The sequence below is a fragment of the Candidatus Pelagibacter sp. HIMB1715 genome (genome assembly GCF_052047595.1).
Lineage (GTDB): Bacteria > Pseudomonadota > Alphaproteobacteria > Pelagibacterales > Pelagibacteraceae > Pelagibacter.
The window spans coordinates 16,027-37,160 of the sequence record NZ_JBNAJY010000017.1 but is presented as its reverse complement, the minus strand read 5'-3'; the positions used below and the strand labels follow the sequence as shown (position 1 = coordinate 37,160).

26 protein-coding genes are annotated in these 21,134 nt (G+C 30.4%); 14 read left to right on the top strand and 12 right to left on the bottom strand.

Annotated elements, in window-relative coordinates:
• Nucleotides 1–37: 37 nt before the first annotated feature.
• The 3 genes from ACTTAY_RS05205 to ACTTAY_RS05195 are packed head-to-tail and all read left to right on the top strand — an operon-like array spanning nucleotide 38 to nucleotide 867.
• On the top strand, nucleotides 38–289 hold the full coding sequence (locus tag ACTTAY_RS05205; RefSeq protein WP_440672621.1) for a DUF1289 domain-containing protein: 252 nt from the start codon (nucleotides 38–40) through the stop codon (nucleotides 287–289).
• Entirely contained in the window at nucleotides 282–452 is a 171-nt protein-coding gene (locus ACTTAY_RS05200; protein ID WP_179850442.1) for a hypothetical protein, read from the top strand. The genes ACTTAY_RS05205 and ACTTAY_RS05200 overlap by 8 nt, the downstream gene beginning before the upstream one ends.
• Complete coding sequence (locus ACTTAY_RS05195; protein WP_075506629.1) at nucleotides 439–867, top strand: hypothetical protein; 429 nt, start codon at nucleotides 439–441, stop codon at nucleotides 865–867. Before ACTTAY_RS05200 ends, ACTTAY_RS05195 begins: the two co-directional genes overlap by 14 nt.
• On the opposite strand, the gene ACTTAY_RS05190 is transcribed toward ACTTAY_RS05195, so the two are convergent.
• Together ACTTAY_RS05190 and ACTTAY_RS05185 are read right to left on the bottom strand one after the other, a co-directional pair.
• Nucleotides 864–1,001 (bottom strand): hypothetical protein, encoded by a 138-nt coding sequence (locus ACTTAY_RS05190; protein WP_179850441.1) that lies wholly within the window; start codon nucleotides 999–1,001, stop codon nucleotides 864–866. The two genes, ACTTAY_RS05195 and ACTTAY_RS05190, sit on opposite strands and share 4 nt — an antisense overlap.
• 10 nt (nucleotides 1,002–1,011) lie before the next feature.
• Nucleotides 1,012–1,569: a histidine phosphatase family protein gene (locus ACTTAY_RS05185; RefSeq protein ID WP_440672620.1), complete on the bottom strand. Its 558-nt coding sequence runs from the start codon at nucleotides 1,567–1,569 to the stop codon at nucleotides 1,012–1,014.
• Nucleotides 1,570–1,571: 2 nt separating this feature from the next.
• Here ACTTAY_RS05185 and ACTTAY_RS05180 point away from each other — a divergent pair, with 2 nt between their 5' ends.
• On the top strand, nucleotides 1,572–2,252 hold the full coding sequence (locus ACTTAY_RS05180) for a uracil-DNA glycosylase (protein ID WP_440672619.1): 681 nt from the start codon (nucleotides 1,572–1,574) through the stop codon (nucleotides 2,250–2,252).
• On the opposite strand, the gene ACTTAY_RS05175 is transcribed toward ACTTAY_RS05180, so the two are convergent.
• Nucleotides 2,245–2,661 (bottom strand): YbgC/FadM family acyl-CoA thioesterase, encoded by a 417-nt coding sequence (locus ACTTAY_RS05175; RefSeq protein WP_440672618.1) that lies wholly within the window; start codon nucleotides 2,659–2,661, stop codon nucleotides 2,245–2,247. The two genes, ACTTAY_RS05180 and ACTTAY_RS05175, sit on opposite strands and share 8 nt — an antisense overlap.
• 58 nt (nucleotides 2,662–2,719) lie before the next feature.
• On the opposite strand from ACTTAY_RS05175, the gene ACTTAY_RS05170 reads away from it, so the two are divergent.
• Nucleotides 2,720–2,860, top strand: coding sequence for a hypothetical protein (locus ACTTAY_RS05170; RefSeq protein WP_440672617.1), 141 nt, complete (start codon nucleotides 2,720–2,722; stop codon nucleotides 2,858–2,860).
• Here ACTTAY_RS05170 and ACTTAY_RS05165 read toward each other — a convergent pair whose 3' ends face one another.
• The 6 genes from ACTTAY_RS05165 to ACTTAY_RS05140 all read right to left on the bottom strand — a co-directional run bounded on the left by ACTTAY_RS05165 (nucleotide 2,861) and on the right by ACTTAY_RS05140 (nucleotide 9,308).
• Nucleotides 2,861–3,511 carry a DUF3047 domain-containing protein gene (locus ACTTAY_RS05165; RefSeq protein ID WP_440672616.1) on the bottom strand — a complete coding sequence of 217 codons (651 nt, stop codon included), beginning with the start codon at nucleotides 3,509–3,511 and terminating at the stop codon, nucleotides 2,861–2,863. It abuts the gene before it with no gap.
• 193 nt (nucleotides 3,512–3,704) lie between these two features.
• Nucleotides 3,705–4,709 (bottom strand): alcohol dehydrogenase catalytic domain-containing protein, encoded by a 1,005-nt coding sequence (locus ACTTAY_RS05160; protein WP_440672615.1) that lies wholly within the window; start codon nucleotides 4,707–4,709, stop codon nucleotides 3,705–3,707.
• A gap of 1 nt (nucleotide 4,710) precedes the next feature.
• Nucleotides 4,711–6,168 carry a cytosine permease gene (locus ACTTAY_RS05155; RefSeq protein ID WP_440672614.1) on the bottom strand — a complete coding sequence of 486 codons (1,458 nt, stop codon included), beginning with the start codon at nucleotides 6,166–6,168 and terminating at the stop codon, nucleotides 4,711–4,713.
• Between the two features lie 25 nt (nucleotides 6,169–6,193).
• Nucleotides 6,194–7,528: a TRAP transporter large permease gene (locus tag ACTTAY_RS05150; RefSeq protein WP_440634050.1), complete on the bottom strand. Its 1,335-nt coding sequence runs from the start codon at nucleotides 7,526–7,528 to the stop codon at nucleotides 6,194–6,196.
• On the bottom strand, nucleotides 7,528–8,142 hold the full coding sequence (locus tag ACTTAY_RS05145; RefSeq protein WP_075506706.1) for a TRAP transporter small permease subunit: 615 nt from the start codon (nucleotides 8,140–8,142) through the stop codon (nucleotides 7,528–7,530). The genes ACTTAY_RS05150 and ACTTAY_RS05145 overlap by 1 nt, the downstream gene beginning before the upstream one ends.
• A gap of 71 nt (nucleotides 8,143–8,213) precedes the next feature.
• Nucleotides 8,214–9,308: a TRAP transporter substrate-binding protein gene (locus ACTTAY_RS05140; RefSeq protein ID WP_262589327.1), complete on the bottom strand. Its 1,095-nt coding sequence runs from the start codon at nucleotides 9,306–9,308 to the stop codon at nucleotides 8,214–8,216.
• A gap of 140 nt (nucleotides 9,309–9,448) precedes the next feature.
• Between ACTTAY_RS05140 and ACTTAY_RS05135 the strand changes: the two genes are divergently transcribed.
• The 4 genes from ACTTAY_RS05135 to ACTTAY_RS05120 are packed head-to-tail and all read left to right on the top strand — an operon-like array spanning nucleotide 9,449 to nucleotide 13,183.
• Entirely contained in the window at nucleotides 9,449–11,044 is a 1,596-nt protein-coding gene (locus ACTTAY_RS05135; RefSeq protein ID WP_440651289.1) for a GMC family oxidoreductase, read from the top strand.
• Entirely contained in the window at nucleotides 11,044–11,637 is a 594-nt protein-coding gene (locus tag ACTTAY_RS05130; RefSeq protein WP_075506621.1) for a TerC family protein, read from the top strand. The genes ACTTAY_RS05135 and ACTTAY_RS05130 overlap by 1 nt, the downstream gene beginning before the upstream one ends.
• Nucleotides 11,637–12,395, top strand: coding sequence for an SDR family NAD(P)-dependent oxidoreductase (locus ACTTAY_RS05125; RefSeq protein ID WP_440614478.1), 759 nt, complete (start codon nucleotides 11,637–11,639; stop codon nucleotides 12,393–12,395). The genes ACTTAY_RS05130 and ACTTAY_RS05125 overlap by 1 nt, the downstream gene beginning before the upstream one ends.
• Nucleotides 12,380–13,183: a M23 family metallopeptidase gene (locus tag ACTTAY_RS05120; protein WP_440672613.1), complete on the top strand. Its 804-nt coding sequence runs from the start codon at nucleotides 12,380–12,382 to the stop codon at nucleotides 13,181–13,183. The genes ACTTAY_RS05125 and ACTTAY_RS05120 overlap by 16 nt, the downstream gene beginning before the upstream one ends.
• Here the strand turns inward: ACTTAY_RS05120 and ACTTAY_RS05115 are convergent.
• A complete protein-coding gene (locus tag ACTTAY_RS05115) occupies nucleotides 13,180–13,779 on the bottom strand; it encodes a LysE family translocator (protein WP_440634928.1) in 600 nt (199 codons plus the stop codon). The genes ACTTAY_RS05120 and ACTTAY_RS05115 overlap by 4 nt on opposite strands.
• 51 nt (nucleotides 13,780–13,830) lie before the next feature.
• On the opposite strand from ACTTAY_RS05115, the gene ACTTAY_RS05110 reads away from it, so the two are divergent.
• The 3 genes from ACTTAY_RS05110 to ACTTAY_RS05100 are packed head-to-tail and all read left to right on the top strand — an operon-like array spanning nucleotide 13,831 to nucleotide 16,421.
• Nucleotides 13,831–14,691 (top strand): DMT family transporter, encoded by an 861-nt coding sequence (locus tag ACTTAY_RS05110; RefSeq protein ID WP_440672612.1) that lies wholly within the window; start codon nucleotides 13,831–13,833, stop codon nucleotides 14,689–14,691.
• 13 nt (nucleotides 14,692–14,704) lie between these two features.
• Nucleotides 14,705–15,481 (top strand): fumarylacetoacetate hydrolase, encoded by a 777-nt coding sequence (locus ACTTAY_RS05105; RefSeq protein ID WP_440618535.1) that lies wholly within the window; start codon nucleotides 14,705–14,707, stop codon nucleotides 15,479–15,481.
• A 58-nt stretch (nucleotides 15,482–15,539) separates the two neighbouring features.
• Nucleotides 15,540–16,421 (top strand): DMT family transporter, encoded by an 882-nt coding sequence (locus ACTTAY_RS05100; protein ID WP_440634930.1) that lies wholly within the window; start codon nucleotides 15,540–15,542, stop codon nucleotides 16,419–16,421.
• Here ACTTAY_RS05100 and ACTTAY_RS05095 read toward each other — a convergent pair.
• Both ACTTAY_RS05095 and xsc read right to left on the bottom strand, forming a co-directional pair.
• A complete protein-coding gene (locus tag ACTTAY_RS05095) occupies nucleotides 16,418–17,722 on the bottom strand; it encodes an NAD(P)/FAD-dependent oxidoreductase (protein WP_440672611.1) in 1,305 nt (434 codons plus the stop codon). The genes ACTTAY_RS05100 and ACTTAY_RS05095 overlap by 4 nt on opposite strands.
• A 39-nt stretch (nucleotides 17,723–17,761) precedes the next feature.
• On the bottom strand, nucleotides 17,762–19,546 hold the full coding sequence (gene xsc / locus ACTTAY_RS05090) for a sulfoacetaldehyde acetyltransferase (RefSeq protein ID WP_440672610.1): 1,785 nt from the start codon (nucleotides 19,544–19,546) through the stop codon (nucleotides 17,762–17,764).
• A 116-nt stretch (nucleotides 19,547–19,662) separates the two neighbouring features.
• On the opposite strand from xsc, the gene ACTTAY_RS05085 reads away from it, so the two are divergent.
• Both ACTTAY_RS05085 and ACTTAY_RS05080 read left to right on the top strand, forming a co-directional pair.
• On the top strand, nucleotides 19,663–19,947 hold the full coding sequence (locus ACTTAY_RS05085; RefSeq protein ID WP_075506614.1) for a UxaA family hydrolase: 285 nt from the start codon (nucleotides 19,663–19,665) through the stop codon (nucleotides 19,945–19,947).
• 4 nt (nucleotides 19,948–19,951) lie between these two features.
• Nucleotides 19,952–21,118 carry a UxaA family hydrolase gene (locus ACTTAY_RS05080; RefSeq protein WP_075506613.1) on the top strand — a complete coding sequence of 389 codons (1,167 nt, stop codon included), beginning with the start codon at nucleotides 19,952–19,954 and terminating at the stop codon, nucleotides 21,116–21,118.
• Nucleotides 21,119–21,134 lie beyond the last annotated feature (16 nt).

The window sequence follows — 21,134 nt, the reverse complement described above, 5'->3', positions numbered from 1 at the left end:
GAATAATAGTGTAAAAGGATATAAAAATATAAATAATATGATTATTTCACCTTGTATTAGTATTTGTAAAACAGATCCCTCAACAGGCTATTGTTATGGCTGTGGAAGAAATAATGATGAAAAAAAACTGTGGAAACTAGAAGAAACTACCGATGAATGGAAACAAAATAATTTAGAAAGTATCAGAAAAAGATTAACTGGTTGGCAATTAGATAGTTTTAACGAGTCTTACGATCATAAAATAAATAACGGAATATCTCTATTCAAAAAAAGTCTTAAAAATGAGTAAATCAACAATTGTAGTTATAATTTATATTATAGGACTAATCTTTGGTGCTTTAGTTTTAGATATGTGGAGCGCTGAGACTAGCCCTAAAGCATTACTGGGTATTGGGTGGACAGCACTTTTTTTAATTGGATTATTTTTTGCTGAAAAAAATGAAAAAAAATAAATTATTTTTTTTTTCTCTCATTTTATTTTCTTTCTCATTTATAAATCATTCATTTTCAGAAATTATAATTTTAAGTAAATGTGATCATAAAGAAGATAAATATTTAAAAAATGAATACATATTTAATCTTAATGAATTAATTATGACTAGAAATTATGTTTATGCAGAAAAAACTTATCAAAAATATAGAATTACTGATTTAAGTGTAAAAAAATCAAACTCCTATGTAAGAAATATTTACGAAGAAGATGGTAAAATTTTTACTTTAAAACATGGTTATCCTCAATTTTATACTCAAATATTAATTGAAAAGAACAAGCCTGAGATTTTTATTAAAAGTGTTATGAACGATATCGAGGGGATTTCAAAAATTTCTACATGTAAAAAAATAGAAAAATTTGCAAACCAAAGTTAGGTTTTCTTTTTTTTATTTTCCTTAAGTTTATCTAAATTTTTTTTTTTAAAATCAAATCTACTATTTGAAATATTAGATCTATGTTTAGCGAATGCTTGTTTTTGTGCTTGTCGCATAGCTCTTTTTGAAGACATAAATTCTAATTTAATATTCTATTTCTAAAGTATCAATTACTTTTAAATTTTTATCTGAAATAACAATCTCACCTGATGATGGTGCGTAGTTTAAAAGCTCAGATATTACAACGTAATGTGTTACAAAAATTATATTTTGTTTTTGATCCCACGTGTTTAAGAATTTATTAAAATCAATAACTTGTTGTTTTCTATTTTTAGCAAATTTTGCACTAAAAAATGAATTCAAAAAATTTTTTGTTTCATAACTTTTAAAGGCTATTTCTGCAGTTTCTTTGCATCTGCACCATTCACTAGAGTAAATTTTGTTTATTAAAATATCATTTTGTTTAAAAAAATTTCCAATTTTTTTTGATTGTACTCTTCCCTCGTCATTTAAGTTTCTTTGGGTTTCACAATTATTGACATCAAAATTAGAAGGATCCCCTCCTCCCGGTGCATAAGCATGGCGAATAAATATCAATTTACCACCTTTTTGAAGCTCACTAACAATTGCTTCATTTGAATCTGCTTTAATTGGAGAATTTAAGAATATAAATATAATTAAAAAATATTTTAAAATTTTCATTAATGAATAATAAATTAAAACAACTTAATAAGAAAATTATTAAATGTAGAAAATGTCCTAGATTAATTAATTTTATTAAAAAAATATCTACCAAAAAAAGAAAACAAAACATTAATGAAACTTATTGGGGAAAACCAGTTCCTGGATTTGGTAAGATAAATTCGAAATTATTAATTTTAGGTTTGGCGCCAGCAGCTCATGGCGGAACCAGAACTGGAAGACCTTTCACTGGAGACAAATCAAGCGACTTCTTGTTTTCTTGTTTAAAAAAAGCAAATATTTCTAATCTACCTTATTCAGAAAGTTTAAATGATGGATTGGAATTAAAATCAACTTTTATAACCAATATACTGAAATGTGTTCCTCCTGGTGACAAACCAACAAATGGAGAATTATCAAATTGCTCAAATCATTTTCAAAATGAGATTGAAACTTTAAGCAAAATCCAAACAATTGTTGCTTTAGGTAAAGTTGCTTTTGATAATTGTATTAAATATTACAAAAGTAAAAATAAATTAAATGGAAAGTATACTTTTAAGCACGGGAAATATTATGATTTATCAAATAAAATCAGATTGTACGCTTGTTATCATCCAAGTCCTAGAAATGTAAATACAAAATTAATATCTGAAAAAATGATAGTTAATTTTTTCAAAAAAATAAAAAAAGTAACAGCTATTTAGATTTTAAAATATAAGGCTCAAAGTTGTTTAAAACTATCTCAGGAATTTTTGTAGGTTTTCCGATTGTATTTACAAATACTAAATGTATTTTTGCATCCACAATTAATAAATCATCTCTGTAAATTGACTGATCCATTACAAAAGAGGTTTTTGACAAAGACGATATAAAAGATTTTATTGTTAAATTATCTTCTAAGTATGCTGATTTTTTATATTCAATATTGCATGACTTAACGATTATTAAAGAATTAAACTCATCTTTAATTTTCAAATTACTTAAACCAATAGCTAATAATGCTTCTGTTCTAGCTCTTTCAAAGTATTTTAAATAATTTGCGTAATAAACTACTCCTCCAGAGTCGGTATCTTCATAGTAAATTTTAACATTATGGCTAAAAGTTTTATGCATTGTTCATTAATATCAAATAATGAGAAATTTTTATACAAACTAAGATATAATAACTACAATGAAAGTTTATATAATTTGGTTAACTGGAGTAATTTTATGGAACTATGGTGTTCCTAACGCTACACCAACAGAGGACGTAATCGTAGCAATCATACTATCTTTTCTAAGTATGGGGCTAAAAAAATATACTAAACTTTAATTAATTTGCTGAAAAATAAATATTCTGAAAATAGGCTATAGATTTCATTTTAGAGTTATCTGTATCTGCCATAACCGCTAAACCATCTAATTCGTCTAAATCTAAATCGTGGAATTTCTTAAAATCTTCTTTTACATTTGATTTAACTGTTACCCATTCATCTAAATTAGTTTTGGTTGTGGCCATAACATTGTCTATAGATTTTTTTGTATATGGACTTGGCCAACTTTGCCCAACATCATTATTACTTGAAAACACATAGTTAACTGCTCTGTTTGATAATGGTGTTGCACCTGTTTTTTTAACAGCAAAAACTCTTGCTGCAAAATCATGTCCTTTTTTAGTGTCTTCTTTAATTCCTGATAAATCTTTCTCAACTTTCCACGTAATATTTATAAAAGGTGTCTTATTTAGATCAATTTTAACTTCTTTACCAAGACCAGATGCTGCATTATCGGCAACAGCCTTAAGGAAATTTCCATTTTCATTCTTACCAACAGTATATTTTGTCTCGTTCTTTGCTCCCCTTACTTTTCTGACAGTTAATTCTGAAAGTTCTGCTTCTGTAAAGTCAAACACTATAACTTCATTTGCAACAACTGAGCTAATTGAAATCAAAAAAATTGAGATGAGTTTAAAAAATATTTTCATAATTTAAGTTCTTAATACATTATTTAGACAAGATTTAAACATGCAAAAATCAGAATTAATTTTTAAATAAATGATATGAAAACAATTTCAATTTTTTTACTTTTAATTTATTGGTCAATAATGATATCTGCACCAATTATGTCTAATGACCTCAAAATGGGTAGTTCTAGAGCTATAAAATTAAATTCTAATTCTAAGGTATCAGTATAATTTTAGGTGCAACACAGGTGCCATCATGAATTTGTTTAAAAGCATCACCACCATTTTTTAAATCTCTAAATTCAATCCAATCTAGAGAGCCTATCTCTTTATTAGCTAATATTGCTAAAGTTTGCTCAAAATCCTTATTAGTATAACAGTAAGTTCCTATAACGGTCACCTCTTGAAGTGTCATTTTTCTAAAATTAAAGGTTCCAGCTGGCTGAGTTAAGCCTATGTGAATAATTGAACCACCTGGCTTAACTACTTCAATAGCCTGTTGTCTTGAAATTTCTAAACCTACTGTATCAAATACAATATCAAACTTATTACTTTCTATTTCGTTATGGTCTGGTGCAACATATTTTGCATCTAAATATTTTGAACACTCATTCAATCTCAATTTATTAGGATCAGAAAGAATTATATTTTTACTATTTTTAATTTTAGATAAAATTAAACCACATAACAATCCTATTGCACCACCACCTTGGATCAAAATTTTACATTCAGATAAAGGTTTTTTTAAAGATTGTTCACCAATTAATACTGCATGCAAAGAAACTGCAGTTGGCTCTGCTACTGGCGCTTCATTTTTATCTAATCCATCTGGGATTTCATAAATATTCTTATCAGGAGTTGAGACAAATTCAGCAAAAACACCTTGTCTTTCAATTGGTTTGCTCATTCCTAATATAATTCTATGAGGGCAAAGATGTTCTCTAGCACTTGTACAGTATTCACATTTACCACAAGTTATTAGAGGATTTAAAACAACGTCTTTACCTTTAAATTTACCATTTTGAACTTCACCACTAACTTCATGGCCTAATATTAATGGAGGAATTCTTCTCTCATCATGTCCATGATACGCATGCATATCTGAACCACATATTCCTGAAGCATGAATTTTTAAAATACTTTCACCTGAAACTTCAATTGGATTAGGTTCATCCCTGTAAACTAATTCTTGTGTTCCGGTATATACTAAAGCTTTCATATTATTTTTTTGCTAACAAGTAATACGTTATCCAAGCTACAAATGCACCAATTAACCATGCATAAGACTGTAAAAACATTAAATTTGTGTTCCAAATTGTTGATGCTGAAAAAACAAAACCTAAAAAAGCTGAGTAAACACCTTTGATATGCCAACCTCTAGAATAATAATAACTACTTTCTTTTTCTACTGAATACAAATCTTTGTTACTCAAACTTTGGTTGTTGATCAAATAATAGTCAGCAACCATCACTCCAAACAATGGTCCAAAAAACGCGCCAAATGTATCTATAAAAGATAAAATGCCTATTTGACTTAAAATTGTAAGCCAAAAAATAGCGACCAACAAACCTAAAAAAGAAATTATGTAACTTGCACTCCTCAAAGATAATTTACTTGGAATAAAATTAATCAGCGAATATTGAGAAGGAATATAGTTAGCTACTAAGTTGGTAGACGCTGAAGCAATTACGATAAAAAAAAGTACCAATGTAGTTATTTGAATATTGTCATATTTACCAATTATATCAGTAGGATTTGTAAAAATTCTGTCTATGTCTGAAAATTTTTGATTTAGAAGTGCATCTGATCCAGAAACAATAAAAATAGATAAAAAAGAGAAAATAATTAAATTAATAAGTAAACTCAAATTTCCTTTATCTAGCTCTTTGGTATTTTTAACATTCCTAGAAATATCTCCAAAACTAATTATTAATATTGAAAAATAAGCAAATACAGTTCCTGCCACAGTTAAAAGTGGTGCTAAATTATTAAGATCTAAAAAGTTTTTGGTATTTAAAATATTTATAAATGCTTTTGATGTTAATTTGACATCACTTAATAAAACAAGAAAGAAAAAAATAACAATTCCTACATAAACACTAATTGCTGAAAAATTAATAATTTTTTTATTATATTGAGCACCAATACTAAACAATAATGTTTGAAAAATAATAACAATTATAATTGACGACCAATCAATTACATTTAGACCATAAAAGTAAAAAATAAATATATCTTGAACTAACAAAGATTCATCAATTGAAAAGAGTAATATTCTAATAAGATATGTTAAAATTTTTGATAAAAAATAAGTTTGAATTCCAAATAAGAAAATTCCAACCAAACTTCTGATTAATCCAAAAAATTTTGCTCCATTAAATCCTAAAGAAGATCTCAACAAAACTACAAAAGGTAATCCAAATTTTTGAGAAGGTTTTCCAATAAAATTAGCAAATAAATAAACAAAAAATGAACCTAATAAAGTTCCAATTAAAACCACAAAGGTATTTAGATTGTACATTATATAAAGCGAGGCAATTAGAGAAAAACCAATTACACTTTGTACATTAACTCCCCAATAACAAAAAAGGTCCTTCCAATTCCAAGTTTTATAATTTGGATTTACTGAAACTAAATCCCAATTTGATAGGGAGTATTTAACTTTTGGTTGATTCACTAAAATTATTTTAAACTAATAATTTCTACTGTCCATATAGGAGAGTTGGTAACCAAAGTGCAATTTTAGGAAATATTATAATTAAAACCAAACCAATTATTTGAAGCACCATAAATTGCATCATTCCATAATAAATATCTTTTAAATCCCATTCAGGCACCACCCCTTTTAAGAAATACGCAGACAATGCCACTGGAGGAGACAGCCAGGCGGTCTGGAGATTGACGGCAACTAATATTGCAAACCAAGTAAGATTAAAGCCAAGAGCTTCAATTAATGGTAAAATAATTGGCACAATAATCATTACGATTGGTACCCACTCTAAAGGCCAACCCAATAAAAATATTGCAACCATTACAATCGCTAATATTAAATATTTGTTCATGTCTAAACCTAACAAGAATTCAGTTAATAAAGTTGGAGTACCTAGTCTTGCAAACACAGCTCCAAAAAAGTTTGATGCAGCAACTAAAACCATAATTAAAGCCGTTATCTCTAAAGTTTTAACAAGAGCTTCTTGAAGTTTTGAAAAAGTTAATTTTTTGTATGCTAAAGAAAGTAACAACGCTCCCATTGCACCACAACCAGCTGCTTCTGTTGGAGTTGCAAAACCAAAAAGTATACTTCCTAATGCAGCAAACACTAACGCTGCTGGTGGAACTAAACCTAAGAAGAATTCAATCCAAACTTCTTTCATACTAGCAGCTCTCATCTCTTCAGGAATTACAGGTCCCAATTTTGGATTGATCATACATCTTATTGTTGTGTATCCAGCGTATAAACTCGCAAGAAGAATTCCTGGAATTATAGCAGCTGCAAATAAATCAATTACTGGAATTTCCATAATTGGGCCCATTACAACAAGCATGATACTTGGTGGAATTAAAATTCCTAAAGTACCACCTGCTGTTATTGTTCCTGCAGCAAGTCTAACGTCATATCCAGATCTATTCATAGATTTTGCGGCCATTATACCGAGTATGGTTACTGAGGCTCCAACAATTCCTGTTGCTGCAGCAAAAATAACTGAAACAAAAAGAACAGCATAATATAATGCTCCTCTAACTCTTGCGAGCATCATTTGAAATGATGAGAATAATCTTTCCATCAAACCTGCCTGCTCCATCATAATGCCCATAAATACAAAGAGCGGTACGGCGGCGAGAGTTTGTTCGGTCATTACCATCGAAAATTGGAGCGTCATTAAATAAAAGACCAACTTTCCAAACCCTAAATATCCAAATACAAAACCTAAAAATATAAGTGTAAATGAAATAGGAAATCCTACGAAAATTGCAAAAAGCATTACTCCAACCAGAATAAAACCTAAATATGCTGGATCTATAAATTCAGCTAACATTATTCATCTTCTCCTGGCCATTTTCCTCTAGTAGCGGCCCAATAACTTTTTAATAATTCTGAAATACCTTGGATTAATAAAAATACGATACCAATCAATAAACAACTCTTAATCGGCCACATATAAGGCATCCATGTAGTATCCATTCCTCTTTCACCTCTTTGAATAGATTCACCTACATAACCAATTGTCATATAAAGAAAGACAATTAGTCCTGGGAAATAAAATAAAATATATAACCAAAAATCAATCGTCCCTTGGTTTTTTGTTTTGAAATTTCTGTATAAAAAATCTGCTCTTATATGAACACCTTTTGAAAGCGCATAACCTGCGCCTAACATGAATAGTGCACCGTATAAAAATCGACTTATGTCATAAGCCCATATTGTAGGTGCATGAAAAAGTTTTCTTGCTAAAACTTCATAAGTCATGGCAAAGATAAGTGGCATCAGTATCCAACAAACAACGTTACCTATCCATTTGCTAAATTTATCAATATTTACAATAGAACTTGCCATCCATGATGGCATGTCATTTGGCATCTTTCCTGAACCACCTCGCCTTTCGGCTATCATTTCATCTGATATATCTAGTTTAGTTGGTTCTTCAGCCATAAAAATTTTGTTAGAAAAATTAGAGCGGACAATTAAGTCCGCTCTAATTGAATTATAGATTAATTATTGGATTACTTTAATGTTGCTGCGTGAGCCATTCCTAGCTTCGCATTAGACATTTGAGCACCACTCCAGAAAGGAACTGCTATATCAGCAAATTCTTTCATAGAGTCCCATACTTCTGCAAAGAATGCATTGTTTGCAGCGTTTGTTTCCAAACTTTTCTTAGCTGCAGCCATGTATTCTGTGAAGTAATCAGAAGGTGTGTCCTCTAATTTAACTCCATGAACTTCAGTAAGCTCTCTTAAAGCTTTACCGTTTTCATAAATTCTGTAACTTAAAGATTTAGCTAATGATGCATTAGCTGCAACTTCAAGAGACTTCTTCTCATGATCGCTCATAGCGTTGTATGTTTTTCCAGTAATATAAAAGTCAGCATTTACGACTACTTGGTGTAAACCTTGTAGGTAGTAGTGCTTTAATACTTTTTGGAAACCAAACGTTAAGTCTGGTTTTGGACAACACCATTCAGCAGCATCAATTGTTCCTGCTTCTAAAGCTGGTAGAATATCTCCACCACCCATAGCTACAGATGCGATACCGATGTCTTTATATGTTTGTCCTGGAATTCCTGGAGGAGTTCTGAACTTATATTTTCTAAAGTCAGCCATATCTTTAATTGGTTTTGGAAACCAACCTAAAGCTTCTGGTCCAACTGGTTGAATCATAAATCCTTTGATGTCTCTTCCCATTTCTTTCCATAGTCTGTCGTATAGCTCTTTTCCACCGCCATACTGGAACCATGATAAGAATGCAATGTTGTCAATACCAACACCACCACCAGCTACTGGAGAACCGAATAGCATAGCTGCAGGATGGTCACCTGACCAATAGTGAGTCCATGCAAAACCACAATCGATTAGACCTTTGTCAACTGCATCTAAAGTTTCTTTTACACCAACAACAGCTCCAGCTGGCATAATTTCAAACTTAAGAGATCCACCAGTTAACGCTGTTACTGTGTCAGTAAAGTCCTTTAACATCTTAACTTCATCAGCTTTTGTGTTAAGAACTGTCTGACATTTTAGTGTTTTTGCAGCATTAGCATTTGAAATAAATCCAAACACCATTGCAACTGCAAATAACATTGAAATGATTTTTTTCATTTGTTTCCCTCTCTTTATTTTTAAAGTCGAAACTGTGTCAAAGAATGAAAACTAAAACAAGTGTTAATATTGGTATATTTTAAAATTTTTAACAGATTTGTTAGAAATATAATTTTTTTAATTTATAAGAGTTCTAATTTATGAATAATTTTGATTTCATTATACTAGGAGCTGGATCAGCGGGCTGTGTTTTAGCAAATAGGCTATCAGAAAATCCTTCACACAAAGTTCTTTTGATTGAGGCTGGAGGTAAAGATAATTATCCATGGATCCATATTCCAGTTGGTTATTTTAAAACAATGCACAACCCTAATACTGACTGGTGCTACAAGACAGAACCAGATGAAAGCATGAATAATATTTCAATACGTTATCCCCGTGGAAAAACTTTAGGAGGAAGCTCTTCTATCAATGGACTTTTATATATCCGAGGACAACACAGAGATTATGATATTTGGAGACAGCTTGGAAATACTGGCTGGGGTTGGGATGATGTTCTGCCCTATTTTATAAAAGCAGAAAATCAAGAAAGAGGCAAAAGTGAATATCATGGAGTTGGTGGACCTCTCTCTGTCTCAGATCAAAGAATACATCTTCCTCTATTAGATGAGTTTCAGAACGCTGCTGAGGAATTTGGTGTACCAAAAACAAAAGATTTTAATACAGGAGACAATCATGGCTGTGGTTATTTTCAAGTAACAGAAAAAGATGGATTTAGATGCAGTACTGCTGTTGGTTATCTAAACCCTGTTAAGCATAGAAAAAATTTAACAATTATTACTCACGCTCATGTTAAAAAAATTAACTTTGAAAATAAAAAGGCAAAATCAGTTGAGTATTGGCAAGATAATGAATTGAAAACAGCTGAAGCAAATAGAGAAGTTATAGTTTCTTCTGGTGCAATCGGTTCTCCTCAAATATTACAAGTGTCAGGAATTGGAAATCCAGAAAAACTAAAAAATTTAGGAATTGATATGGTTCATAATTTAAATGGTGTAGGTGAAAATCTACACGATCACTTAATGTTAAGACCTATTTATAAAATTAACGGTTTAAAATCTCTTAACAAAAAAATTAATAGCTTGTTTGGAAATTTGCTTATCGGATTAGAGTATGTTTTTAAAAGAAGTGGTCCAATGACTATGGGAGCAAGTCAGCTTTGTATGTTTGCAAAAAGTGACCCTTCTTTAGAATTACCAGATTTACAATGGCACGTTCAGCCAATGAGTATGGATACTTTGGGAGCTACAAAAAATCATGATTTTCACGCGTTTACTCCAACTGTTTCAAATATAAGACCTACAAGTAGAGGTCACGTAAGTATTGTTGATAAAGACTCGCGTGTTTACGCAAAAATAAAACAAAACTACCTATCAACTGATCACGATAGAATGATTGCTGCTAAAGGATTAAAATTAACAAGAAAAATTATAATGGAATCTGAAACTTTTAAAAAATATACACCTGAGGAATATAGACCTGGTATTCATATTGATGATGACGAGGAATTGGTGAAAGAAGCATCAAATTTTGCACAAACCATCTTTCATCCTGTTGGTACATGTAAGATGGGACAAGATGAGATGTCAGTAGTTGATGAAAAATTAAAAGTAAGAGGAATAGAAAATCTTAGAGTTATTGATGCATCAATAATGCCTAACATTACTTCAGGAAATACTAATGCACCTACGATTATGATTGCAGAAAAAGGTGCTGACATGATACTACAACAATAATGTTTGCAGAATTTTTTACTCCCGAACAAATTGCTATTTTAACACAAATAATTTTTATTGATTTAGTGTTAGCTGGTGACAATGCCATTATAATTGGAATGGTAGCCTCAAAATTTCCAGTTGAACAAAGGAAGAAAGTTATATTTTGGGGAATTGGTGGTGCAGTAATATTACGGATAATATTAACGTTACTTACGGCTTATTTGTTACAAATTACAGGACTAAGGCTTATTGGGGGAATTTTACTCCTTTATATTGTTTACAAACTTTATGTTGATGTAATCAAAGGCTCAGATTCAGAGGAAGATATAAAAGTAGACAACTCAAGTTTTTTAAAAGCAATTTGGACTGTTTTACTTGCTGATTTTACAATGAGTTTAGATAATGTTTTAGGTGTTGCTGGTGCTGCAGGTGATCATTATGGATTACTTGTATTTGGATTGGTTCTATCGATTGTTTTAATGGCAACTGCTGCAACATTAATTTCTGGATGGATAAAAAAATACAAATGGATTGCATGGGTTGGGTTATTGGCAATATTAATAGTAGCTGTTGAGTTGATTTATACAGATATTAAAATAATATTCTTTTAATGTATCTTCAAAAAATTAATCTTAAAAATAAGTACGCACTAGTTACTGGTGCTGGTAAAGGACTTGGGAGAGCTTGTTCTATCGCACTAGCTGAAGCTGGAGCAACAGTAATAGCATTAAGCAGAACTCCATCTGATTTAAATAAATTAGAAAAAGATATTAAAAAAATCAAAGGTAAAGTAATTAAAGTTCCTTGCGATGTAATGAATTATGAAGATCTAAAAGCAAAATTAGAAAAAATCAAAATTATTGATGTTTTAGTAAACAATGCTGGAACTAATATTCCTGAACCTTTTGAAAAAATTAAACAAAAAAGTATGAACTACTTGGTAGATTTAAATCTAAAAGCTGCATTTAACGTTGCGCAATTAGTAGTTAAGAAAATGCTTAAAAATAAAAAGAGACCTGGCTCTATTATTAATATGTCTTCTCAATTAGGTCATGTAGGTATGGGTGGGAGAAATGTTTACAATATGACTAAATTTGGGATTGAAGGTTTGACAAAAGGTATGGGTGTAGAGTTAGCTAAAAGAAATATAAGAGTTAACACAGTAGCTCCTACGTTTGTTGAAACTCCAATGGTTAAAAATTTCTTTAAAAATAAAAAATTTAAAAAACTAGCACTTGGAAATATTCCAATGGGAAAAGCAGCAACTGAAAGCGATGTAGCGACAACAGTTTGTTTCTTAGCCTCACCTGCTTCCTCAATGATAACTGGAACATCAATTATAATAGATGGTGGATGGACAGCTCAGTAATAAATAGATTTTTTTTAATATTTTTCTTATTTTTTTCAACTGCAAACGCGATAGAATTTCAAGGTAAATTCTTACAAGGTCATTTTATCTTAGGAAAAACAAATCCTGGTGCAAAGATAATTGTTGGAAAAAAAGAAGTAAGAGTATCAAAGGATGGTTTTTTCGTTTTTGGTATTGATAGAGATCAAAAATATGATCTTACTTTTACAAAAATCTTTGATGGAAAAAAAACTACAATAACCAAAAAAGTTTTAAAAAGAAAATACAACATCCAAAGAATAGATGGCTTAGAAGAAAGCAAAGTAACCCCACCCGAGTCAGTCTATAAAAGAATTAAAAAAGAAAATAATGCAATTGGCGAAGCAAGAGCAATTAATTCTGAATTACAGTTTTTTAAGCAAAAATTTATAATGCCTGTTGAAGGAATAATTAGTGGTGTTTATGGGAGTCAAAGAATTTTAAACGGTAAACCTAGATGGCCACATTACGGAATTGATATTGCTGCGAAACAAGGAACAATGATTAAATCATCAGGCTCAGGTAAAGTTACAATGGCTGAAGATGATTTATATTATACCGGGGGTACAGTCATTATGGATCATGGTCATGGTATATCAACAATTTATTCACATTTAGAAAACGTTTTAGTTTCTGTTGGAGATTTAATTAATCAAGGAGATATTATTGGAACCGTCGGATCGACAGGTAGATCAACTGGACCTCATCTTGATTTTAGAATTAATTGGTTTCAAACTAGATTGGACCCAATGTCTGTTTTGGAAAATTAATAAAAAAACATCCAAATACCAACTAGAATTAATATAAATCCGCCAATTTTATTTAAAACTTTTAAATATTTTGATGCTATGAATTCTCTAAACTTGCCAAATACAAATGCATATGAGCTATCAAATATTGTAGCTACTATTATAAAGATAATTCCAAAATAAATTATCTGATAACTAACAGGTTCATTTATATTAATAAATTGAGGAATAAATGCACCAAGGAACAAAAATATTTTTGGATTAGTTAAAATCACTATTAATCCTTGGAGAAAATATTTTTTTTCAAATTTAGTTACTTGAGTTTTGTTTAAATCAATATCTGACTTAATTGCAATTACTCCAAGTGAAATTAAATAAATCGAACCTAGAATTCTTACATAATTAATAATCACTTCTAGAAAAGGAGAAACTATTTCAAATCCAAGTGCTAACAAAAATAACAAAATTAAAACGCCAACTTGGGTACCAAAAACATTTAATAATCCTGCTTTTACACCAGATCTTAAAGAATTAGCAATGATCAGACTAACAGTGGGGCCAGGCACTATCACTATTAAAAAACTTGCTATAACAAAATATAGTAATACAAAATCCATGACAGTCTGAATTAATCAATAACAACTTGAAATAAAATTAAAACAAAAAAAATGAAATTTAAATCAAGAGAAACACTGGGAATTATTTTTGCAATAATTGCTTACTTTTCATTTTCAATCCTTGATGCAATTCAAAAAACTGCGGTTATTCATTACTCTATTTTTCAATTATTATTTATCAAATATATTTTTGTGCTTTTGTTAGGCTTGATGGAAGCAAAAAGAGCTAACAATAATAATTTTTATAGATCTAATAATTTAAAACTTCAAATTATAAGAAGTCTACTATCTATTTTAGAATCTGGTTTTTTTGTTTTATCTTTTAAACACTTGTCTTTAGCTAACGCTCATAGCATAGGTGCACTAGCACCTATAATTATAGTTGCATTATCTGTATTTATTTTAAATGAAAGAGTATCAATCAAAACTTGGATAGCAATCTTTATAGGTTTTATTGGAGTTTTAATAATTATTAGACCTGCATCTGATGTATTTAGTGTAAATTCTTTTATTCCATTGCTAGCAGCTTTTTTTCTGGGTCTTTATCAAATCGCAACAAAAAAAATAACTGAATATGATGCTCCTGAAGTATCCTTGTTCTACTCTTCTTTAGTTGGGATTGTTATAACCTCAATAATGGCGATTAATTTTTGGCAACCTGTTAATTTTAATTCTTTATATTTCTTTGTGCCAATTGGTTTATTTTTTTCATTAGGTATATACTTCCAAATATTAGCACTTAAAAATGCAAGAGCTAGCATAATACAACCATTTCATTATACTTTAATTTTTTGGGCAATAATTTTTGGATTTTTCTTCTATGATGATGTTCCAGATTTATTTACTATTATAGGTGCAATAATAATTACAACTTCAGGAATATTTGTTATTAATCAAACATCAAAAAAATAAATTAAAAATTCTTATGACAAAAACACTTAAAGATAAAATTTCAGATAAATTAGTTAATGCTTTTCTTAATAATAAAATTATCTCTTCTATACCTAGTAGATTTACAAAAAAACTTACTGAGGCGGACAAATTTAGAAAATTATGTGAAAGCAAAATAAAAGATCCAACAATAGGTTTTAAAGCTGGTGGAACTGGCATTCCGTTAATGAAAAAATTAAAAGAAAAAGAGCCTTTTATTGCATCTGTTTTCAAAAAAAACTTAATAAAAAGTGGAAAGAAAGTAAAAATAAATAAATATGCTTTAGGGATCGAACTTGAAGTTTGTTATTTAATCAAAAAAACTTTTTTCACTTCAAAAGGTAAGCTCACAAATAGTAACGTAACTAAATATATTTCACACATGGCACCCTGTATCGAAGTAGTTGGATATAGGCAAAAAAGAAAAGGTATTACTTCTTTTGGAGATTTAAGTAGTGACTTTGGAGGTAATATTAAATTTTTAATTGGTCAAAAGAAAAAATTTAAAAAAATTAACATAGGTAATTTAAAAACAAATATTTCAAATAAAAAAGCTAAGCAAAGTGTAGATGGAAACACAAATGCTGTTTATGTAAATCCAATAAATTCATTAAGATTTGTTTTAAATAAAGTTAAAAAAGATAAAATTAATTTAGACAAAGATTTTTATGTTTTTACAGGATCCACAGTTGGGGTTGTGCCTATTATAAAAAAAGGAACATATACAGCAAAAATTGATAAACTTGGGTCTGTAAGAGCAGTTATTTCATAATATTATAATCAGAAGGATAATTTTATTCATAGAATACGTGTGTAAAAATTAGCTAATCATGAATAATATTTTTCTTTTTATAATCACTCTTTTTTGTTGGTCACCCACCTGGTATCTAATTAAATTTCAATTAGGCTATGTTGATCCACTGGTATCTGTATTTTATAGATTTTTAATAGCTTCATTTATAATCTTTATTTTTTTAATAATTAAAAAAGAAAAATTACAATTTTCAATTAATCAGCATTTTTGGTTTTTGTTTTTTGGAATTTGTTTGTATTCGGTGAATTATGTTTTCTTCTATTTGTCTAACACTTATTTGATTAGTGCTTTTCCAGCAATTGTATTTTCAACTGTGGTAATAATGAATATAGTTGGTGAAACCTTCTATTTTAAAAAGAAACCTTCTATAAAAACTTTAATTGGAGCATCAATTGGTATGGTGGGTATTTTGATAATTTTTAATGATGAAATTTTCAATTTTAGTTTTAGCGAAGGAACTCATATAGGATTGTTTCTAGCTTTGATTGGAACATTTAGTGCATCAACAGGTAATATGGTTCACCAAAGAAACTTAAATAATAATTTTCCTCCAATACAAACAATAGCATATGCTATGTTTTATGGTTCAATTGTTACACTGATAATTACAAAATTTAGAGGAGCTGAATTATTATTTGAAACTAGTTTTAGCTACATCTCTTCACTGCTTTATCTTTCAATTTTTGGTTCAATATTTGCTTTTGTATCTTATTTAAAGTTACTTGAAAAAGTTGGACCTGGAAGAGCTGGTTATGTTGGTGTTGTAATGCCCGTATTAGCATTAATTATTTCAACAATATTTGAAAATTTAGAATGGCAATATGATCTAATAATGGGTCTTCCGATTTTAATCATTGGCGCTGTTCTTGTGATAAATCAAAAAATTAGAATTAATTAGATTTCTGATTTAGCTCTCAAACGTTCATAAACTAATCTAGTTTTTATTCCTAAATTTAAAAATGGTTGCGGTGGTAACCAAGTAGGTTTATTCCTCGCTTCTATTGTTTTTATTTCACTAGTACTTTCATTAATCGCTTTAAGAGCAATTTGTTCACCAAATAAAGTTCCTACACCAATACCTGAACCGTTATAACAACCAGCGGCAAAAATATTACTATCAATTTTTTCAAATATTTGAGAACTATTCCTTGTTCTTGATACTATTCCAGACCATGATGATTTAATTATATCATTGGGTAATTGTGGAAATCTTTTTTGTATTCCAAGTTTCTGATTGAAAGATCTTTTTTTAAGAGTGGAATTTGACATACCAAATGGATTGTGGACTTCTGCTGTATTTCTTATCAAAATTCTTCTATCTTTTGTCATTCTAATTGTTGCACCCATTGGCCTAACAGGTAGTACGCCCCATTCTTTTGGTTCACCAATAGATTTAAATTCTTCATCAGATAATCTTCTTGTCATGCTCGCAGTTAATGTAATAGGAAAATTATAATTTGATTTTATCCCTAGTGATTTTAAGAAACCATTCGTAGCAAAAATAATATTTTTTGATTTAATTATTCCATTTTTGAAATTACAAAAAATGAAATCTTTATTTTTATTCCAATTTAATAAACAAGAATTTTCATACAAAAAAACATTAGTAGGAAGAGCATCAATCATTGCTCTAACTAATTTTCCTGGATGTATTAGAATACCACCGTTTGTGTAAAGTCCGATATTATAAAAACTAGTACCTAATTTTTCAGACAATTCTTTGTTTTTTAATAAGCTGTGTTCAAAGCCTAACTTAGATAATGTATTTGAAAAATTTTCTAAAATTTTTTTATCTTCAATTTTTGATGAAGCAAAATATTTACCAGATTCATTCCAATCACAATCTACTTGATATTCTTTAATAAATTTTTTTACTACATCTATTCCTAATGAATAAATATCAGCTTTCTTTTTGTAATTTTGCAGTTCTTTATTTGATGTAAAACCATCGTTCAAAGTTGTATCAACCAAATAACCAGAATTTCTTCCACTAGCACCCTCACCTGCTAGTTGGGCATCTGCTAGTATAATTTTTAAATTTGAATTTATTTGAGCTAATTTTCTTGCAGCAGACAGACCTGTGTAACCAGCACCTATTATTAACCAATCACACTCATCGTTTGATAGAAGAGACTTGATGTTTGTTCTTGGATTAAGATCATTAATCCAACTACAGCTATTATCGTTAGTCACTTCCATGAAGTGACTTTACGATAATTGATAAATTTTTAAAAGATTTTAAGAGTTTAATGAAGGTTGTTTCTTCATATCTGTTTTGTTGATACCAGCAACTCTTACCGGTTTCTTCATCGCATCTCTTCTAAATGGTTCTCCAAGTTCTTGGTTAAGAATTACTTCTATAAATGTTGTAATTCCTTTCTTTTGATCTTCACAAGATTGCTTGATTGCATTTGTTGTTTCTTCCATAGTTCTAACAGTTACACCTTTTAAACCACATGCATCAGCAACTTTAGCGTAACTTAATTCAGGGTCTAACTCAGTTCCAACAAAATTATTATCAAACCATAGAGTGGTATTTCTTTTTTCTGCACCCCATTGATAATTTCTAAAAATTACCATTGTAATTGCAGGCCATTCTTCTCTTGCACATGAGCTCATTTCGTTCATGCTAATTCCAAAAGCACCATCTCCCGCAAAACCAATTACTGGAGTATCAGGGCAACCAATTTTTGCACCTAGTATAGATGGAAATCCATAACCACAGGGTCCGAATAAACCTGGAGCTAAATATTTTCTTGGTTTTTCAAAAGTTGGGTAAGCATTACCAATGGCGCAGTTATTTCCAATATCACTTGAAATAATTACATCATCAGGCATACCAGATTGAATTGCTCTCCAAGCTTGTCTTGGTGACATTCTGTCTGCATCTCTTTCTCTAGCCTCTTTATTCCAAACTGTTCCCTCATCATCATCTTCATGATCTAAACTTGAAAGTTTTTGTAACCATGCAGATTTTGTTTGATGAATTAAATCTTTTCTAGCTTGTCTATCAGTATCTCCAGCGTTTGAAGATAGTTTTGCTAAAATTTGCTCTGCAACTAATTTTGCATCACCACTAATTCCAACTGTTACTTTTTTAGTTAAACCAATTCTATCAGGATTAATATCTACCTGAATGATGTTTGCATTTTTTGGCCAATAATCAATTCCATATCCTGGTAAAGTTGAAAATGGATTTAATCTTGTACCTAGTGCCAAAACAACATCAGCTTTTGAAATTAATTCCATTGCAGCTTTAGAACCATTATAACCTAAAGGTCCTACTGCTAATGGATGACTTCCTGGAAAACTATCGTTATGCTGATAACCACAACATACTGGTGCATCTAATTTTTCAGCAAGATTTTTAGTAGCATCAATAGCTCCACCAATAACAACACCAGCACCTGAAAGTATTACTGGAAATTTTGCATTAGATAATAAATCAGCAGCTTTAGAAACAGCATCGTTACCTCCACCTTGTCTTTCTAATCTTACAATTGGTGGTAAATCTATATCAATAACCTGACACCAATAATCTCTTGGAACGTTTATTTGTGCTGGAGCTGAACCTCTTATAGCTTTTTCGATTACTCTGTTTAGAACTTCTGCCATTCTTGATGGGTCTCTAACTTCTTCTTGATAACAAACCATATCTTTAAACAGGTTCATTTGCTCTACTTCTTGAAAACCACCTTGGCCCATAGTTTTGTTTGCAGCTTGTGGTGTTACTAATAATAGAGGTGTGTGATTCCAATATGCAGTTTTAATTGGAGTTACTAGTCCTGTTATACCTGGTCCGTTTTGTGCAATGACCATAGACATTTTACCTGTAGCTCTTGTGTAACCATCAGCAATTAAACCACCATTTGTTTCATGGGCTACATCCCAAAAAGTAATTCCTGCATCAGGAAAAATATCTGATATTGGCATGAAAGCAGAACCGATAATTCCAAAAGCGTGCTCAATGCCGTGCATTTGTAAAACTTTTACAAAAGCTTCTTCTGTTGTCATTTTTGTCATAAGACTAGAACCCCTCTAAAGTATAATTATTAAGAATTTATAAAATTCGTTTGTCAATTTTCGCGATTAATATATAAGATTTTCTAAATTTCAAACAAACAATTCGACACAACATTATGGCTACAGACATCATTATACACGACGAAAAAGACAACGTAGGAGTAGTTGTTATTGAAAAAATCACTCCGAAACAGGACTGCTCTTGTTGGATTATGGAAAATGACAAGACAGTTAACATTCAATCTGAAGATGAAATCCCTCTAGGACACAAAATTGCTATGAGCGATTTAAATGAAGGTGACACTATTATTAAATATGGTCATGATATTGGTAAAGTAGTCAAATCAATCAAAAAAGGTGAACACGTACATGTTCACAACGTTAAAACAAAGAAGTGGTAGTAATATGGAAATCCCAAAAAGTTTTTTAGGTTATAAAAGAGAAAATGGAAGAGCTGGAACAAGAAATCATGTAATCATTTTGCCTGTTGATGATATTTCAAATGCTTGTGCTGAAGCTGTCGCAAACAATATTAAAGGCACAATTGCGTTACCTCACTCGTATGGAAGATTACAGTTTGGTGCCGATTTAGAGTTACATTTTCGAACAATGATAGGTACAGCAAAAAACCCAAATGTTGCTGCTGCTATAATTATTGGTATTGAGCCTAAATGGACTAAAAGAATTGTTGATGAAGTAGCAAAAACTGGAAAACCTGTTGAAGGCTTTAGTATAGAGGGTGCTGGTGACATTGAAACAATCATGAAAGCTTCAAAAAAAGCTCAAGAGTTTTCAATGTGGGCTTCTGAAAAACAAAGAGAGGAATGTCCAATAAGTGATCTTTGGATTTCTGTAAAATGTGGAGAGTCTGATACTACTTCAGGTCTTGCATCTAATCCAACAGTTGGAAATTTAATGGATAAATTAGAGCCATTAGGAGTTCATTTATGTTTTGGTGAAACTTCAGAACTTACAGGTGCTGAAACTGTTTGTGAAAAAAGAGGTAAAACTCCAGAAGCACAAGAGAAGTTTAAAAAAACTTGGAATGAATACAATGATTTCATTTTAAAAGAAGCAACAGATGATTTATCAGAAAGTCAACCTACTGCGGGAAATATTGCTGGAGGACTGACTACAATTGAAGAAAAAGCATTTGGTAATTTCCAAAAAATAGGATCAAGACAATTTGTAGATGTATTAACACCTGCTGAAGAGCCACAAAAAGGTCCAGGATTATATTTCATGGATACTTCTTCAGCTGCTGCAGAATGTGTTACGTTACAAGCTGCAGGTGGTTTTAATATTCACTTATTCCCAACGGGACAAGGAAATATTATTGGAAACCCAATTGAACCAGTTGTAAAATTAACAGCCAATCCATTAACAGCTGTAAGTATGAAAGAGCATATTGACTGCGATGTTTCTAAAATACTTTCTAGAGAAATGAATTTGGATCAAGCTGGTGATGAACTAATCAAAGCAACTATAAGAACAGCTAATGGAAGGTTAACTTGTGCTGAAGCTTTAGGTCATAGAGAATTTGTAATGACTAAGCTTTACAGAAGTGCTTAATTAAAAATCCTACTTT

Bases quoted from the DNA above. Each gene is read 5' to 3' on its own strand.
- ACTTAY_RS05085 (WP_075506614.1), top strand. From the start codon at position 19,663: ATGGCTACAGACATCATTATACACGACGAAAAAGACAACGTAGGAGTA.
- ACTTAY_RS05145 (WP_075506706.1), bottom strand. From the start codon at position 8,142: ATGGCTGAAGAACCAACTAAACTAGATATATCAGATGAAATGATAGCC.
- ACTTAY_RS05200 (WP_179850442.1), top strand. From the start codon at position 282: ATGAGTAAATCAACAATTGTAGTTATAATTTATATTATAGGACTAATC.
- ACTTAY_RS05190 (WP_179850441.1), bottom strand. From the start codon at position 1,001: ATGTCTTCAAAAAGAGCTATGCGACAAGCACAAAAACAAGCATTCGCT.
- ACTTAY_RS05195 (WP_075506629.1), top strand. From the start codon at position 439: ATGAAAAAAAATAAATTATTTTTTTTTTCTCTCATTTTATTTTCTTTC.
- ACTTAY_RS05170 (WP_440672617.1), top strand. From the start codon at position 2,720: ATGAAAGTTTATATAATTTGGTTAACTGGAGTAATTTTATGGAACTAT.
- ACTTAY_RS05135 (WP_440651289.1), top strand. From the start codon at position 9,449: ATGAATAATTTTGATTTCATTATACTAGGAGCTGGATCAGCGGGCTGT.
- xsc (WP_440672610.1), bottom strand. From the start codon at position 19,546: ATGACAAAAATGACAACAGAAGAAGCTTTTGTAAAAGTTTTACAAATG.
- ACTTAY_RS05110 (WP_440672612.1), top strand. From the start codon at position 13,831: ATGAAATTTAAATCAAGAGAAACACTGGGAATTATTTTTGCAATAATT.
- ACTTAY_RS05120 (WP_440672613.1), top strand. From the start codon at position 12,380: ATGGACAGCTCAGTAATAAATAGATTTTTTTTAATATTTTTCTTATTT.
- ACTTAY_RS05160 (WP_440672615.1), bottom strand. From the start codon at position 4,709: ATGAAAGCTTTAGTATATACCGGAACACAAGAATTAGTTTACAGGGAT.
- ACTTAY_RS05125 (WP_440614478.1), top strand. From the start codon at position 11,637: ATGTATCTTCAAAAAATTAATCTTAAAAATAAGTACGCACTAGTTACT.
- ACTTAY_RS05105 (WP_440618535.1), top strand. From the start codon at position 14,705: ATGACAAAAACACTTAAAGATAAAATTTCAGATAAATTAGTTAATGCT.
- ACTTAY_RS05100 (WP_440634930.1), top strand. From the start codon at position 15,540: ATGAATAATATTTTTCTTTTTATAATCACTCTTTTTTGTTGGTCACCC.
- ACTTAY_RS05165 (WP_440672616.1), bottom strand. From the start codon at position 3,511: ATGAAAATATTTTTTAAACTCATCTCAATTTTTTTGATTTCAATTAGC.
- ACTTAY_RS05130 (WP_075506621.1), top strand. From the start codon at position 11,044: ATGTTTGCAGAATTTTTTACTCCCGAACAAATTGCTATTTTAACACAA.
- ACTTAY_RS05180 (WP_440672619.1), top strand. From the start codon at position 1,572: ATGAATAATAAATTAAAACAACTTAATAAGAAAATTATTAAATGTAGA.
- ACTTAY_RS05185 (WP_440672620.1), bottom strand. From the start codon at position 1,569: ATGAAAATTTTAAAATATTTTTTAATTATATTTATATTCTTAAATTCT.
- ACTTAY_RS05175 (WP_440672618.1), bottom strand. From the start codon at position 2,661: ATGCATAAAACTTTTAGCCATAATGTTAAAATTTACTATGAAGATACC.
- ACTTAY_RS05095 (WP_440672611.1), bottom strand. From the start codon at position 17,722: ATGGAAGTGACTAACGATAATAGCTGTAGTTGGATTAATGATCTTAAT.
- ACTTAY_RS05080 (WP_075506613.1), top strand. From the start codon at position 19,952: ATGGAAATCCCAAAAAGTTTTTTAGGTTATAAAAGAGAAAATGGAAGA.
- ACTTAY_RS05115 (WP_440634928.1), bottom strand. From the start codon at position 13,779: ATGGATTTTGTATTACTATATTTTGTTATAGCAAGTTTTTTAATAGTG.
- ACTTAY_RS05140 (WP_262589327.1), bottom strand. From the start codon at position 9,308: ATGAAAAAAATCATTTCAATGTTATTTGCAGTTGCAATGGTGTTTGGA.
- ACTTAY_RS05205 (WP_440672621.1), top strand. From the start codon at position 38: ATGATTATTTCACCTTGTATTAGTATTTGTAAAACAGATCCCTCAACA.
- ACTTAY_RS05150 (WP_440634050.1), bottom strand. From the start codon at position 7,528: ATGTTAGCTGAATTTATAGATCCAGCATATTTAGGTTTTATTCTGGTT.